Source organism: Kiritimatiellia bacterium (genome assembly GCA_026417735.1).
Lineage (GTDB): Bacteria > Verrucomicrobiota > Kiritimatiellia > PWTM01 > PWTM01 > CAACVY01.
Map to the genome: position 1 here is coordinate 13,331 of JAOACR010000013.1, position 15,301 is coordinate 28,631.

The 15,301-nt window shown below is 67.1% G+C and carries 14 protein-coding genes; 7 read left to right on the forward strand and 7 right to left on the reverse strand.

Translation table 11 applies throughout. From position 1 onward, the window contains the following. Positions 1-15 precede the first annotated feature (15 nt). From N2652_07125 to N2652_07140, 4 genes are all read right to left on the reverse strand, one after another. Positions 16-432, reverse strand: coding sequence for a hypothetical protein (locus tag N2652_07125; GenBank protein ID MCX7818959.1), 417 nt, complete (start codon positions 430-432; stop codon positions 16-18). Between the two features lies 1 nt (position 433). Next, the gene (locus tag N2652_07130; protein MCX7818960.1) at positions 434-1,246 is read right to left on the reverse strand and encodes a hypothetical protein; all 813 of its coding nucleotides are present in this window, start codon (positions 1,244-1,246) and stop codon (positions 434-436) included. Next, the gene (locus N2652_07135) at positions 1,215-1,706 is read right to left on the reverse strand and encodes a ferritin (protein MCX7818961.1); all 492 of its coding nucleotides are present in this window, start codon (positions 1,704-1,706) and stop codon (positions 1,215-1,217) included. The genes N2652_07130 and N2652_07135 overlap by 32 nt, the downstream gene beginning before the upstream one ends. A 116-nt stretch (positions 1,707-1,822) precedes the next feature. After that, positions 1,823-2,692, reverse strand: a complete 870-nt coding sequence (locus N2652_07140; protein ID MCX7818962.1) for a TIM barrel protein — start codon at positions 2,690-2,692, stop codon at positions 1,823-1,825. 129 nt (positions 2,693-2,821) lie between these two features. Here N2652_07140 and rsmI point away from each other — a divergent pair, with 129 nt between their 5' ends. Next, positions 2,822-3,526: a 16S rRNA (cytidine(1402)-2'-O)-methyltransferase gene (gene rsmI, locus N2652_07145; protein MCX7818963.1), complete on the forward strand. Its 705-nt coding sequence runs from the start codon at positions 2,822-2,824 to the stop codon at positions 3,524-3,526. 15 nt (positions 3,527-3,541) lie between these two features. Here rsmI and N2652_07150 read toward each other — a convergent pair whose 3' ends face one another. Then, positions 3,542-4,750: an aminoglycoside phosphotransferase family protein gene (locus tag N2652_07150; protein ID MCX7818964.1), complete on the reverse strand. Its 1,209-nt coding sequence runs from the start codon at positions 4,748-4,750 to the stop codon at positions 3,542-3,544. Between the two features lie 177 nt (positions 4,751-4,927). Here N2652_07150 and N2652_07155 point away from each other — a divergent pair, with 177 nt between their 5' ends. The 4 genes from N2652_07155 to N2652_07170 are packed head-to-tail and all read left to right on the forward strand — an operon-like array spanning position 4,928 to position 10,329. Beyond that, entirely contained in the window at positions 4,928-6,673 is a 1,746-nt protein-coding gene (locus tag N2652_07155; GenBank protein ID MCX7818965.1) for a TolC family protein, read from the forward strand. Continuing rightward, complete coding sequence (locus N2652_07160; GenBank protein MCX7818966.1) at positions 6,657-8,354, forward strand: efflux RND transporter periplasmic adaptor subunit; 1,698 nt, start codon at positions 6,657-6,659, stop codon at positions 8,352-8,354. The genes N2652_07155 and N2652_07160 overlap by 17 nt, the downstream gene beginning before the upstream one ends. A gap of 32 nt (positions 8,355-8,386) precedes the next feature. After that, positions 8,387-9,067 (forward strand): ABC transporter ATP-binding protein, encoded by a 681-nt coding sequence (locus tag N2652_07165; protein ID MCX7818967.1) that lies wholly within the window; start codon positions 8,387-8,389, stop codon positions 9,065-9,067. Then, positions 9,064-10,329 (forward strand): ABC transporter permease, encoded by a 1,266-nt coding sequence (locus N2652_07170; protein ID MCX7818968.1) that lies wholly within the window; start codon positions 9,064-9,066, stop codon positions 10,327-10,329. Before N2652_07165 ends, N2652_07170 begins: the two co-directional genes overlap by 4 nt. A 12-nt stretch (positions 10,330-10,341) precedes the next feature. Here N2652_07170 and N2652_07175 read toward each other — a convergent pair whose 3' ends face one another. Both N2652_07175 and N2652_07180 read right to left on the reverse strand, forming a co-directional pair. After that, a complete protein-coding gene (locus N2652_07175) occupies positions 10,342-10,701 on the reverse strand; it encodes a DMT family protein (protein MCX7818969.1) in 360 nt (119 codons plus the stop codon). A gap of 45 nt (positions 10,702-10,746) precedes the next feature. Next, complete coding sequence (locus N2652_07180) at positions 10,747-11,937, reverse strand: 6-phosphofructokinase (GenBank protein MCX7818970.1); 1,191 nt, start codon at positions 11,935-11,937, stop codon at positions 10,747-10,749. 300 nt (positions 11,938-12,237) lie between these two features. On the opposite strand from N2652_07180, the gene N2652_07185 reads away from it, so the two are divergent. Beyond that, complete coding sequence (locus N2652_07185) at positions 12,238-14,013, forward strand: 30S ribosomal protein S1 (protein MCX7818971.1); 1,776 nt, start codon at positions 12,238-12,240, stop codon at positions 14,011-14,013. Between the two features lie 45 nt (positions 14,014-14,058). Beyond that, positions 14,059-15,279: a tyrosine--tRNA ligase gene (tyrS, locus tag N2652_07190; protein MCX7818972.1), complete on the forward strand. Its 1,221-nt coding sequence runs from the start codon at positions 14,059-14,061 to the stop codon at positions 15,277-15,279. Positions 15,280-15,301: the final 22 nt, after the last annotated feature.

Below are 15,301 nucleotides of genomic sequence, written 5' to 3' on the forward strand. Positions count from 1 at the left end.
GTCGCCCCGAGAGAATCACTTTCCAGCCGGCCCCGGCGCGCGCGGCAATCGCGGCACCGCCGCGGCCTCCTCCACCCGAAGATTGAACCGCCGCGGCCTCAGAGGATCCACTTTGAACTTCAGCGTCTCGGTACGGCCGGTCCCTGGCATCCGCACATAGCCGGGCAGCGGCGACCAGATCGCATCGCCGGAAGGTTTGTCCGTATAGAGGATCGTGTACAGCCGCCCACGCTCGGAGTGCCAGCTGAGGGTGACCTCGTCCTGCACCACACAGACAAACAGTGCGCGCTCGCGGCTCGGCAGCCAGGAGGGTTTGCGCTCCGTCGGGGCCTCCTTTTTCTCCGCTGCCGAGACCGACATCGCTGCGACGGCCGCCACGAACGCGCAGACCGCCGCCCCATGCCCACCCGCTCGGCGTCCCCGCCCGTCCATCTCACTTCACGCCGCGCGGCGCCGGCGCAGAAGGGGGCGGCTCGGGCGGCTCCCACATCGCATTCGGCGCCACCACCGTCGGCGGCGTTGCCGGAGTGGCCGGCGGGTTCGACACCGCCGCCGGTCCCTCTGGCGCGCGCAGCGTCACCGGCGCGGTCGGAGCCGGCGGCGGGCCCCCGGCGCCCCGCAGCCCCAACCCCCTCCGCAGTTCGGGATGCGGGTGGTAGTACCAGCTGTCCCGCCGCCGGGGCGCGTTTTCATCCGCCAGCTGCATCCGATAGCGCCCGGCAAACCACGCCCACTCCGATTGGCGAAACTTCAGCCACCGGCCCGCCGCGTTGATCACCGCCGCATTGTCCAGATTGGTCCAGTTCACCACCACCGGAGCCAATTTCTGCGCGGCCTCCGCCAGCACTGGCGGCAGCAGCTCCGCATCGCCAAGCAAGGCGATCCGCGCCGGCCGCGTCGAGGCGAACGACCCGTCCCGGAACTGTTCCAGCGACACCGGCACCCATTCTTCTCCCGTCCAGGCGTGGAGGGTGGGCCGCTCGGTCTGCGCGTTACCCTGGTAACTCACGAGTCCCGCGGGCCGGAACCGAAGGACGTCAAACAGCACCTGCAGCACCGAGTAGCGCGCCGGGGCGACGAACAGCTCTTGCGCGGCCGCCACCCCTGCCGCCAGCACCCCCAGCGCCACCCAGCGCGTCATCCGTCGCGTCATCATCCGCACCCCCTGCTCGTCACCGTACTGCGACTCCGCCGGCGAACGCCGCGCCGGCCGCTCAGCTCTCCCGCTGCCCAAGTTCGCGATCAATCCAGTATAGACCGCGCGCGTCCTGGCCGACCATCCTCAGCTTCGCGACGATCTCCGCCGCGATGCTCTCCTCTTCCACCTGCTCGTTCACAAACCACTGCAGCAGCCCCTGGGTCGCGAAGTCCTTTTCGCGCACCGCCTGCTCCATCAGCGCGTGAATCGCCGCGGTCACCTTTCGTTCGTGTTTCAGGGTCTCTTCGAACACCTGCCGTGCAGAACCGAATTCCGCAGGAGGCTCCGCAATTGCCTTCAGCGCGACCCGGGCCCCCTGCTCCTCGAGGTAGCGGTAGATCTTCATCGCATGGCCCCGCTCCTCGTCCGACTGGGCGATCAGCCACTTGGCCATTCCGCTCATCCCCTCCGCCTGGCAGTAGGCCGCCATCGCGAGGTACAAATAAGAGGAATACAGCTCGCGGTTGATCTGCTCGTTCAGACTCGCCGCCATCTTACGGCTGATCATCTCGTGTCTCCCTTCCGGCTTGCACACCGGTCAACAGTAAACCCCATCCGCTCCGGCGCATCAAGAGGGTCGCCGCCGCGCGGTCCCGTCCCGTTGCCAGCGCAGGCGGGCGAGAGCTACACGTCGCAGATGTCGATTGCCTGCGCGAGCGACTCCAGCGGATTGCGCTTCGGGATGAACTCCTGTCCGACGAACCCCTTGTAGCCGGCCTGCACCAGCGCCCGCATGATCGCGGGGTAGTTGAGCTCCTGCGTCTCGTCGATCTCGTTCCGCCCCGGCACTCCACCAGTGTGGACGTGGCCGATATACTCAATGTTTTCGCGAATCGTCGCGATGACGTCCCCCTCCATGATCTGCATGTGGTAGATGTCGTAGAGCAGCTTCACGTTCGGCGAGCCGACCCGTCGACAGACCTCCACCCCCCACGCGGTGCGGTCGCACTGATAGTCCTTGTGGTTGCGCTTACTGTTGAGCAGCTCCATGCAGACGGTGACCTTCTTCTGCTCCGCGAGCCCCGCGATCTGCTTCAACGCGGTGACGCAGTTGGCCAGCCCCTGCTCGTCGTCAATGCCGGCTCGATTGCCGGAGAAACAGATCACGTTCGGATACCCCGCCGCCGACGCGGCCTCGATCGCCTCGCGCAGTTTCGCAAGGCACTCCGCATGGTGCTCAACGTGATTGAGTCCCTTCGTTAGGCTGTGGCTGTTCACCATCGCGCAGATCAGCCCGTGCCGCTGCAGCGTGGGGAAGTCCGCGGGGCCGAGCAGCTCGATCGATTCAATACCGAGCCGCCGACACGCGGCGCAGAACTCGTCCATCGGAATCTTGTTGTAGCACCATCGGCTGACCGAATGCCGCAGGTTTCCCTTCCGCGGCTTCACCGCTCCTTCCTCTGCCGCGGGCGCCGCCGCAGTGGCGACCATCGCGCCACCCGCCACGAGCCACTCCCGGCGGGTCCACCCCATCGCTCCCGTTCCTCGGCTCATCGCACACCTCCCACCGCCCCGACCGGCTTCTCGGGGCATATCTGACGCACGCTACAACGCATTCGCCGGCCGCGCAAATCGCGTCGCCGGCGCTTGTATGGCGAGCGGCCGGGGCAGAGAATGCGACGCATGGAGCCGGGTCTCTACGTCGTCGGCACGCCGATCGGCAACCTGGCCGATCTCTCATCGAGGGCGATCGAAACGCTGCGCGAGGTCGCGCTGATCGTCGCGGAGGACACCCGCATCACTCGCCGGCTGCTTGAGCGGTACGCGATCCGCACACCCATGATCTCCGCTCACAAGTTCTCCGAGGCCGCCCGGGCGGAGAGCGTCGTACGGCGCGCGGCGACGGAACCGGTCGCGCTGGTCACCGATTCCGGCATGCCCGGGCTCGCTGATCCCGGCGCGCGGATCGTCGCGGCGGCCCGTCGCGCCGGCGTGCGGCTGGCGGTGGTGCCGGGCCCCTCCGCGGCGACCGCCGCGCTGGCGCTCAGCGGCTATAGCGGTGATCGCTTCGTGTTCGGCGGATTCCTTCCCTCCCACGGCGAGGCGCGCCGGCGCGTGCTGGGCGAGCTGCTGGCCATGCGAATGACGCTGATCCTGTACGAATCCCCCCATCGCATCGAACGGTTGATGGAGGACCTCGACAACCTGGCGCCCGATCGCAGGGTGTGTCTCTGCCGCGAGCTGACGAAGGTGTTTGAGGAGACAATCGAAGGTCCCGTCCCGGAGGTGCGGCGCCGTCTGACGGGCCGCCGCTCGCGCGGCGAGTTTACCGTCGTGATTGCCCCGCCGCCGCGCCAGCCGGCCGGCGAGGTGGTCGCACCGGTCTGACGCCGCCGCGGACGGTCAGCATCGGCGCAAAATCTCGCGGATCGGCCGCTCCCGCGCCTCGATGATCTCACACAGCCGAAACTGCACGCGCGCCCGGTTCAGGTTCTGTTCCGGAAACCTCACGCGGAAGTAGCGGTTGCCATCCAGGTAGTCCGTGAAAAAGCGCAACCCCAACTCAAACGCGATCAGCCGGACCGACTCGTAAAGCAGCGAACGGTCCTCCTCCGTGAGAAAGTCGCCCGCGAAGCGAATGTAACCTCGGCAAAAACCCTCGCAGAGATCTAGGTCGAAGTCCACCAGCGACAGGCGTTCAATCTCCTCGCCGGCCGGATTGCCGATTGAACGCAGCGCGTCGCCAAAATCATAGTGGATCAGACCCGGGCTCACGGTGTCGAGATCAATGATCGCGGTGCCCTTCGCCGTGTAGTCATCAATCAGGATGTTGTTCACCTTCGGATCACCGTGGATCATCCGGGTCTGCAGCCGCCCCGCCTCCAGCGCCGCCTGCAAACAGCCGGCGAAGGACCGGCGTTCCTCGACGAACTTGGCCAGGCGCTGGGCCTCCACCGATCCGCGCAGCAGCGCCTGCGCGCCGGGCTCCTCGCGCACACGGTCGTAGGCGGCCAGATAGGCCGGTGTGACGTGAAAGCCGGGCAGCGGATGGGTCACCTGCGCAGGGTCAAAGTCCGAAAGCAAACGATGAAACTGGCCGAGCACGCAGCCGACCTCGAACGCGTGCTCGGCGGTCTGCGCGGTGCTGTACGCGCGGGCCGAATCGATCAGCGTCAGCGCCCGCCAGAACTCGCCGTCCTCGGAGATGTACCAGTCGCGGCCGTCCCGGCAGGGCACGATCGCGGGCAACTGCCAGATGCGATCCGCGGTGTCGGCCTCCCGGGCGAGTTTCGCGTGCACGTGCGCGGTGATCCGCCGAAGGTTTTCCATGATCACCTCCGGACGGCGGAACACGTGCCGGTTGATCCGCTGGATGATGATGCGATGTTCGTCGAAGGTGGTGCGAAAAATCGCCTGGTATGTGTCGTTTACGTTCCCGGTGCCAGTGGGATGCACGGTGACCAGCCGTCCGTCAACTGCGAACATCTGTGCGATCTGTGCGAGCGTCATCGCAGACCTCCCGGCGGTCGCACGCTGGCCCGCTCCCGCCGCCCGCAACGGCGCCGGCATGCCGTTCGCCGCTGAGCCGCAGCCACCGGCCTCGGCGCTCATCACCGCCGCCAAGCGTGCCGGTGGGCACTATGGCGTGCGACGTCCCGCGGCGCAATACCGCCGGACCGGTGGTTGCATCGCGCGGTTGCATCCGCTATCAACTCCACTGCGCAAAGGTGGTCGCAGCCCGGACCGGCGCCCGCGGATCTCGAACAGCGTGGCCAAGGAGGTGTGACGGTGGCGCGGCCGGGTGTGCGTTTCCGCCTCGCGCCGAACGCGATGGACGATGCCTGCCGTTTGAGCCGCCGCACAGGTCCGGTCGCCGCGGTGCTTCTGCTCGCGGCGATATTGACCGCTTGCCGGTCGCCGGACACTCACCGGCGCGAAGCGGATCGCGCTGCGGCCGGCTGGATCGCGCGTGCGCGCGCGGATGCGCCCGGCACACCGCCGTTCACCATAGAGCGCCCCTCCGAACGCTTTCGCCAGCAGCTGCTCGCGATGCAGGCGCTGCCCGCAGCGTTTCGCGAGGCGCTCGCCGCCCCGGCGACAACCGCCGCGACGACGAACGCGGTGCGACTGACGCTGGCCGACTGCCTGCGGATCGCAATGGAGAACTCCCGCGAATACCAGGAAGCGCGGGAGGCCGTGTTTCTGGCCGCGCTCGAGTTGGATCTCGAAAGCGACGCCTTCCGCAACTCGTTGGCGGGTCTGGTCAGCGCCGATTATGCAGATAATCGTTCCGGCGACAGCCCCCGCCGCGCGATCCGTGCCAGCGCGGAGGGCGGGCTGACGCGGCGTCTGGAAAGGGGGGCGAAGCTCAGCGCGAAACTGGCGCTGGACGTCGCCCGAATGCTCACCGGCGATCGCGACGCCACCCGCGGCGTGCTGGCAGACTTGGCGCTCACCGTTCCGTTGGGCCGGGGTGCCGGCCGGTCGGTGGTCACCGAACCGCTGACGCAGGCGGAACGCAACCTGTTGTACGCGCTCTGGAAGCTGGAACGATTCAAGCGCTCGCTGGCGGTGGACGTGGTTCGATCCTACTACGCGGTGCTGGAGCTCGAGCAGCGGGTGCGCAACCAGCGCGAGAACCTGGCCGGCATCGCGATGGCCACCCGCCGGGCGGAAGAGCTGGGACGGGCGGGACGCATCTCGGAGATCCAGGTGAACCTGTCCCGCCAGACCGAGCTGAGCGCGCGCGACCGGCTCGCGGTCGCGATCGAATCGGTCACCGCACGGCTCGACCAGTTCAAAGTGCAGCTCGGCCTGCCGGCCGACGCGCGCATCGAACTGGACGCCGCCGATCTCGATGCGCTCACGTCGCCGCCGCCCGGCGACACCGCGGTGACGGAGGAAGCGGCCATCCGCGAGGCGCTCGAACGGCGGCTCGATCTGCGGCTGGCGCGCGAGCAGCTCGAGGACGCCCGCCGCAGGGTGCGGGTTGCGGAGGATGCGCTGCGGGCGGGGCTGGACCTCACCGCGAGCGCGCGCGCGGGTGAGCGGCGCAGCGCCGATTCGAGCGCCGGCGGCGACGCCGAGCTGCGGTTCGATCGCGGCACCTACGCGCTGGGGCTTGCGCTCGATCTGCCGTGGGAACGAACCGCCGAGCGCAACGCTTACCGCCAAAGCCTCATCGCGCTCGACGCGGCGGAGCGCAAGCTCGAGGCCGCCGAGGACGAGGTGAAAAGCGAGGTCCGCAATGTGTACCGGACGCTGCGCCAGACCCGCACCGTCTGCCAGATCCAGGAACAGGCGCTGGCGCTCGCGCGGCGGCGCGTCGAGAGCACCACGCTGATGCTCGAAGCGGGCCGCGCGGAGATGCGGGACCTGGTCGAGGCGCGTGACGCGCTGCTGCAGGCGCAAAACGCGCTCACCGCCGCCCGTGTGAGCTACCGGCTCGCGGAGCTGGATTTCTTCCGCGCGCTCGAGCGGCTCACCGTCAGCGACGACGGCCGGATGGAGGATCTTCATGTCGCGCAACAATGAATCCGTGCGACGGCGGCGATGGCGGCGTGGCTGGCCGTTGGCCGCCGCGGCGATCGCACTCGCCGCGGGCGTGATCGTGTGGCGGCGGGGAACCGACGGCACCGCCCCTGCTGCGGAGGAGCCCTACTTCGTGGCGCAGCGCGGTCCCCTCCGCATCAGCATCAACGAGTCCGGCAGCATTCAGAGCCGCGAGCGCGTGGTGATCCGCAGCGAAGTCGAGGGCCGGCGCACGATCCTCTCCATCGTCGACGAGGGCAAGTATGTGCGCAAGGGCGATCTGTTGGTCGAACTCGACACCAGCGGCCTCGAGGAAAACCGGATGGAGCAACAGATCCGCGTCGAGAACATGGAGGCGCAGTGGATCCAGGCGCGCGAGAATCTGCTCATTGTCAGCAACGCGGCGCAGGCGTCGATCGACGACGCGGAGCTCGCGCTGCGGTTTGCGCGGCTGGAGAAGGAGAAGTTCGAGAAGGCGGAATACGCGATGCAGTTCCAGCAAGCGCAGGGCGACATCTCGATCGCAATGGAGGAACTGCAGCGCGCGCGAGACAAACTCGACTGGTCCCGCCGCCTGATGGACCAGGGCTACCTGACCCGCACCGAGTTTCAGGCGGACGAGCTCGCCGCGAAACGCGCGCAGCTGAACCTCGAACTGGCGCAAGGCAAGCTCAGCATTCTGACCAACTACACCTACTCGCAAACGATCGAACGCCTGTCGCGCGAAATCACGAAGGCCGAGATGGCGCTTGCGCGCGCGAAACTGCGCGCCGCCGCGGACATCACCCAGGCGCTCGCAGCGGCGCGCGCCGCGGAGTCGGAATACCAGCGGCAGCGCGACAAGCTGGAACGCACGCTGGAGCTGATCCGCAAATGCCGCATCGTCGCCCCGTCCGATGGGATGGTCGTCTACGCAACGACCGTTTCCGAACGCCGCTGGATGCAGGAACCACTGCGGCCCGGCGTGGACGTCGTCGAACGACAGGAGCTGATCTACCTGCCGGCGACGAAAGAAATGATGGCGGTCGTGCAGCTGCCAGAGTCGAGCCTTTCGAAACTTCGCGAAGGGCTGCCCGCCCGGATTACGGTTAGCGCGCTGCCGGGGCGCTCATTCCGAGGGCATGTGGACCGCATCGCGATCCTGCCGAACTCGAGCCAGAGCTGGTTGAATCCGGACATCAAGGTCTACGACTGCAACGTGTGGATTGACGAGGACACCGAGGGCCTTCGGCCCGGCATGACCTGCCGCGTCGAGATCGTGATCGAGGAGTATGAAGACGCGGTGTACGTGCCGATCCAGTGCGTGCTGCGGGTCGCTGGCCGGCCAACGGTGTACGTGCTCTCCGGTGGCCGCGCAACGCCTCGCACCGTGGAGGTGGGCCTCGACAACAACCGGATGATCCGAATCATCAGCGGGCTGGAGGCGGGAGAACGCGTGCTGCTGGCGCCACCGATCCCGCCGTCCGAACTCGAGGCCGCGTCAACCGCAGCGCCCCCTGCGACGGCGCGAAGCCCCGCGGGCAGCACCAACGGCCCTGCCGTGTGGCGGCCGCCGGAGGGCGGCGGGCCCCCGCCGGAGGGACCGCCCCGCCGCGAAGGCCCGCCGCGGGCGCGCCCCGGCCGGCCGCCGCGCGCGGTGGAGGCGGCGGACCGCTCTTCGCCCATGCCACCGGCATCACCATGAGCCCGCTCGCGCCCGCTGCATCGCGCACGCCAATGATCCGGCTCGAGAACGTCGAGAAAGTGTATCGCGTCGGCCAGACCGACGTGCCCGCGCTGCGGGGGATCACACTGGAAATCCACCGGGGGGAGTTCTTTGGCCTGCTCGGCCCCAGCGGCTCGGGCAAGAGTACCCTGATGAACCTGATCGGCTGTCTCGACCGCCCCAGCCGCGGCCGCTACTGGCTGGACGGCGCGAACGTGGAAGAGCTGGACGACGACGCGCTCAGCGAATACCGGCTGCGGCACCTGGGCTTTGTGTTCCAGAGCTTCAACCTGATCCCCCAGCTCACCGTGCGCGAGAACATCGAGCTGCCCATGTACTACCGCGGAGTCCCGCCGGCGGAAAGCCGCGCGCGCGCGGAGAAGCTCGCCGAGATGGTCGGGTTGGCCGACCGCCTCCGTCACCGACCGGCGGAGCTCTCCGGCGGCCAGTGCCAGCGCGTGGCGATCGCCCGCGCGCTGGCGAACGATCCGCCCGTGATCCTCGCCGACGAGCCGACCGGCAATCTCGACAGCCGCACCGGTCTGCAAATCATGGAGCTGCTGGCGTCGCTCAACCGCGACGGTCGAACAGTGATTCTCGTCACTCACGAGCCAGACATCGCCGCCTACGCCCGCCGCCGCATCTGGCTGCGGGACGGACAGATCGAACGGGAAGAGGTCGCCGCGTCGTGACGCTGATCGGCCTCGTGCGAAATCTGCGGCTGGGGGTGAAGGACATCCTGCTGCACAAAACCCGCTCGCTGCTGACCACCCTCGGCGTGGTGTTCGGCGTCGGCAGCGTGATTGCGATGCTGGCGGTCGGCGAAGGGGCCAGCCAGGAGGCGCTCAATGAGATCCGCAAAGTCGGCAGCCGCAACATCATCATCCAGTCGCAGAAAGTCGTGGACGAGGAGATCTCGTCGCGGCGCTACATCCGGATGAGCGTCTACGGTCTGAAATACGAGGACGCGGAACGGATCCGGGAGCTCGGCCCGGCGATCCGCCGGATCGTACCGGTGCGCCTGATGCGACGGGATGGGATGCTCGGCATGCGCCGGATGGAACTGAGGGTGGTTGCGACCCACCCGACTTGGTTTGAGCTGGTTCCGCGCCGAGTGGTCGCCGGCCGCGTGTTGCGCGAGGAGGATGCGCGCCACTTCGCCCGCGTCTGCGTGCTCACCGAGACCGGCGCGCGCCGGCTGCTGGCCGCCGAACACGTGATTGGGGAAAAAATTCAGATCGGCAACCAGTTCTTCGAGGTGATCGGCATTGTCGAAAGCGGCGTGAGTGGTCGCAACATTGCGGTTCCGGACGAGGAGGTGGACGCGTACGTACCGATGAACGTCCAGCTCCAGCTCTTCGGCGAGATCAACGCGCGGATCACGTCCGGCAGCCGGGAGATGGAGAAGGTGGAGCTGCACCAGATCCTTGTGGAAATTGAGCGCGATGAGATGGTTGAACCAATGGCCCGCGCGATCGAGGCGATGCTGCGCACGTTTCATCCGCGAAAAGACTACAAACTGAGCGTCCCGCTCGCGCTGCTCCGGCAGGCGGAGCGCACGAAGCGCACCTTCAACATCGTGCTCGGCTCGATCGCCGGCATCAGCCTGCTGGTCGGCGGGATCGGCATCATGAACATCATGCTCGCGTCTGTCACGGAACGGACTCGCGAGATCGGCGTCCGCCGTGCAATCGGCGCGCGCCGCGGGCAGATCGTCCAGCAGTTCCTGATCGAAACAGTGGTGCTCTCAGGTGTGGGCGGTATGATCGGGATCGCGGTCGGCGTGCTGATCCCGCTGCTGATCACGCGTGTGTCCGGCATGCCGACGCTGGTGCCGTTGTACAGCCTGGTGCTGTCGTTCGGGATCAGCGTCTCGATCGGGCTGATCTTCGGGCTCTACCCGGCGGTCCGCGCCGCGCGGCTCGATCCGATCGTCGCGCTGCGCCACGAGTAAACCGCGGCCCACTCAGCCGCCGGCGAGCCGAGCACGAAAGACAAAAAAGACCGCCGCCAGAATGCAGAGCGCCGCCCACAGGTAGTCCGAGCGCACTGGCTCCTTCAGGTAGAGGACCGAAAACGGCACAAACACCGTCAGCGTGATCGCCTCCTGCAGGATTTTCAGCTGCGGCACGCTCAGCGCCTGATGTCCGATCCGGTTCGCCGGCACCTGCAACAGATACTCGAACAGCGCGATCGCCCAGCTCGCAATCGCGGCGACGAACCACGGCCGGTGCGCGAGGTTGCGCAGGTGCGCATACCACGCAAACGTCATGAACACGTTGCTACAGGTGAGCAGCCCCACCGAGATCAACAGATGCCGATTCATCGCCTCGCGCGGGGGCCGGCCTGACGCCGACTCCCGCCCCAACGACTACACCTTCGGCAGCAGCACCGCCTTCAGCCGCCCGATCTTCGGCAGCTCGCCCACCAGCGGCCGCACATACTCCAGAAACGCCGGCGTCACGTCGTTGCCCGCCGGCGAGATGAACTCGTCGGGCATGTGCCGCGTTTCCTTCGCGACCTTTGAGAGTTCGACACTATCGATCGCCACCTTGTAGGCGCGACCCGGCAGCCGCCGGATCGCGGTGCTGCCACTCTCGTGCCGACCGGAGACCGCGAAACGCACCGCCATTTCGCCCACGCGGCGCGCCTCGCGAGCGTCCACCGCGGAGACAACCCCCACAAAAGAGCGCTGCAGATAACCGAACGTATCGGCCCGCACCCGGCTGATCTCCGCCTTCGCGCGCACCATCTGCGCCAGCAGATCGCCCAGCGCACCGGTGCCGCTGAGCTGCACGTTGCCGTGCGAGTCCGTTTCGCGAGTGAACTTCGCGACGATTGGCTCGCCCTGTTCGTCCGCGATGCCCTCCGACACCGCGACCACACAGCGACCGTGCTTCGCGTAGATCGCCTTCACGTCCTCGAGAAACTTGTCCATCGAAAACGGCCGCTCGGGCAGATAAATCAGATGCGGACCGTCATCCGGAAACACCCGCGCGAGCGCGGAGGCGGCGGTGAGGAAGCCGGCATGACGACCCATCACCACGTTGATCTTCACGCCCGGCAGTGAACGGTTGTCGAGGTTGTCGCCCATGAACGCGAGCGCGACAAAGCGCGCCGCGCTGCCAAAACCGGGGGTGTGGTCGTTTTCGCGCAGGTCGTTGTCAATCGTCTTGCAGATGTGGAAGCAGCGGATCGGGAAGCCGGCCTTGCGCGCCTCCTCCGCAATGATGTGAGTGGTCTCGGCGCTGTCGTTCCCACCGATATAGAAGAAATAGCGGACTTCGCGCCGGCGCAGCACCTCGAACACCCGCGCACAGTCTTCCGGGGTGGGCTTCTTCCGGACCGAGCCCAACGCCGCGGCGGGCGTCCTCGCGACCAGTTCGAGGTTCGCGGGCGTCTCCTTGCGCAGATCGCAGAGGCGATCCTCGAGCAGACCTTTCAGCCCGTGGAGCGACCCGTAAATTCCGCGGATCTCCCGGTGTTTCTTTGCCTCGACGATCGCGCCGACGAGACTCTGATTGATCACGGCGGTTGGGCCGCCGCTCTGCGCGATCACCATGTTGCCGACGACCGAGCCGGTACGACTTGCACTCGCAGCTTTCACTTTTGCTCTCCACACGAACGACCGCCGGCGTCCGGCCGGCGTCGCGCCGAATAAAAACGCGGACTACGATAGCGGGCCGCATCGGTCGGATCAAGCCCGGCGCGAGGCCCCGGAACGGCGCGTCGGGCAGGTCGTCATTCCCGGTTGTCAGGACGTAGGGGGCGTGATAGTCTGAGGTTTTTGCGGGAATGTAGGGGGCGCTGTTTCCGCCTGCGCGGGCAGGGCTTGGGCGCCCGAAGCAACAACACATCACCCATGGCACACAAGACGACAACCCGGAGCCCGGCGGTCACCGGGCCGGACGCACAACGTGCGGCGCTCGAAAAAATGTACGAAGAGACGCTGCGCGATTTTACCGAGGGCGCGATTGTGACCGCTCGCGTGCTCGAGGTGCGGCCGACGGAGGTCCTGGTCGATATCGGCTACAAGTCCGAGGGCACGCTGCCGGCATCGGAGTTTCGCGAGGGGCTCGACCAGCTGCGGCCTGGCGACCAGTTCGAAGTTCTGATCGAAAACCTTGAAAACGACGATGGCCTCGTCGAGGTCAGCAAGGTGCGCGCCGAGCAGCAGCGCAAATGGGAGAACATCGTGCTCAACTGCACCGAGGGGAGCGCGGTGACCGGCGAGGTGAAGGCGCGGGTGAAGGGCGGCATGATCGTAGACATCGGCGTGGACGCGTTTGTGCCGGCGTCCCAGCTCGATGTGGGCGCAGTGAAGAACCCGGACGACTACCTCGGGAAGACGCTCGAGTTCAAGATCGTGAAGATCAACAAGGAGCGGCGCAACGTGGTGTTGTCCCGTCGCGAGCTGCTGGAGGAGCGGCGCCGCGAGGCGAAACGGGAGCTGTTGCGCGACATCCGGCCCGGCCAGATCCGTCGCGGCGTCGTGAAGAACCTCACCGAGTACGGCGCGTTCGTGGACCTGCAGGGCATGGACGGCCTTCTGCACATCACCGACATGTCCTACCGCCGGCTGAACCACCCCTCGGAGGTGGTGCAGGTCGGCCAAGAGGTCGAGGTGGTGGTGCTCAGCGTGGACCACGAGAAAGAACGGATCTCGCTGGGCCTGAAACAGCGCATGGCGAACCCGTGGGAGGGCGTCGAAGACCGCTATCCGGTGAATTCGCGCGTTCGCGGCAAAGTGGTCAGCCTCGTCCCCTATGGCGCGTTCGTGGAGCTGGAGCCGGGCGTGGAAGGGTTGATCCACGTGTCCGAAATGTCGTGGACGAAGCGGGTGGTGAAGGCGTCGGACGTGCTGAAGGTCGGCGACGAGGTAGAGGCGGTGGTGCTGGGCGTGAGCGCGGCGGACCAGAAAATTTCGCTGGGGCTCCGTCAAACCCTCGAAAACCCCTGGGAGCGCGTGCAGGAACGCTATCCGATCGGCAGCCGCGTGAAGGGACGCGTGCGCAATTTCACCAACTATGGCGCGTTTGTCGAAATTGAGGAGGGGATCGACGGCATGATTCACGTGTCCGATCTCTCGTGGACGCGCAAGGTCAACCATCCCTCCGAGGTGCTGCAGAAGGATCAGGAGGTCGAGTGCGTGGTCCTCGAGGTGGATCCGACCGAACAACGCATCAGCCTCGGTTTGAAACAGGCGCAGCCGGACCCGTGGTCGGGTGTGCAGCAACGGTACCGCGTCGGCCAACGCGTGAAGGGACGCGTATCGAAGGTCGCCTCGTTTGGGGCCTTCGTGGAGCTGGAGGAGGGAATCGACGGGCTGGTCCACATCAGCCAGATCAGCGACGAGCGGGTCTCGCGGGTTCGCGACGTGCTGCAACCGGGCCAGGAGGTCGAGGCGCGCGTGATCAAGATCGACCCGGTCGAACGGAAGATCGGTCTGAGCATCAAGGCGGCACAGGTGCCCGACGAGGAGTTCACCGTCAGCGACGAAATGCTGCAGGGCCTGCGGCCGGGCGAAAACCTGGTGGACATTGCGGGCGCGTTCGAAGAGGCGTTTGGCTCGCTCGGCACGAAAGAGTGGCACCCCGGCGAATCGTCGAGGGACGACCGCGACGGGCCGGCTTCCTGACGCGGCGTCGGCCCCGCTGACGAGGGCCGCATCGGAGAACACTCGATGAACGCGCAGGTGGCCGCGCAACTCGAAGCGCTGGCGAGCCGCACGGTGGACCTCGTCTCGCGAGAGGAGTTAGCTCACCGTCTGCATACCTGTGCGACAGAAGGGCGGCCGCTTCGGATAAAATACGGCGCGGACCCCTCGGCGCCGGACCTTCATCTTGGTCACGTGGTGGGGCTGAACAAGCTCCGCCAGTTCCAGGACCTCGGTCACACGGTGGTGTTCATCATCGGCGACTTCACCGCGCGGATCGGTGATCCGTCCGGCCGCTCGAAGACCCGGCCACCGCTCAGCGCGCAGCAGGTCGCAGAGAACGCCCGCACCTACCAGGCACAGGTGTTCCGCATTCTGCGAGAGGACCGCACCGAGGTGCGCTACAACTCGGAGTGGCTGGATCCGCTCCGGTTTGACGAAGTGATCCGGCTCGCCGCGCACGTCACCGTCGCGCAGATGCTCCAACGTGACGATTTCGGTGCGCGGCACGCGGCCGGCCGGCCCATCTCGCTGGTGGAGTTTCTCTACCCCCTCGTGCAAGCCTACGATTCGGTCATGGTTCGCGCCGACGTGGAGCTGGGGGGGACGGACCAGCTGTTCAATCTGCTGTTGGGCCGCGAGCTGCAGACCGCGATGGGGCAGCCACCGCAGGTGGTGATGACGATGCCGTTGCTGGAGGGGCTCGACGGTCACCAGAAGATGAGCAAGAGCCTGGGCAACTACGTCGGGGTCACGGATCCGCCGGGAGAGATGTTCGGCAAGATCATGTCGCTGCCGGACCACCTGATGTGGAAGTACTGGGCGCTGGTGATGGGCTGCCCGGAGGCGGAAGTGCGGGCGCGGCAGGCCGAGGTCGCCGCCGGTCGCCGCTCCCCCCGCGACGAAAAGGACGAACTGGCGCGGCGGATTGTCGCGCGATTCCACGGAACAGCAGCAGCGGACGCCGCGTCCGCGGAGTTTGCGAAGGTGTTTACTCGGCGGGAGCCGCCCAGCGAGATGCCGGCCGTCTCGCTGAACGACGAGGAGCGGGCGAGCGGCGTGCGGTTGTATGCGTTGTTGGTGCGGGCGGGTCTGGCCCCGACCAACAGCGAGGCCCGCCGACTGATCCTCCAGGGTGCGGTGGAGGTCGGTGGAGAGCGGATCACCGATCCGACCGCGCTGGTTCGGCCTCCGCCTGGCTGCGTGATCCGGGCAGGACGCCGCGGATTCGCACGGATCGACGGTTGAGCGCGGCGCCGCCCGCGCCGGG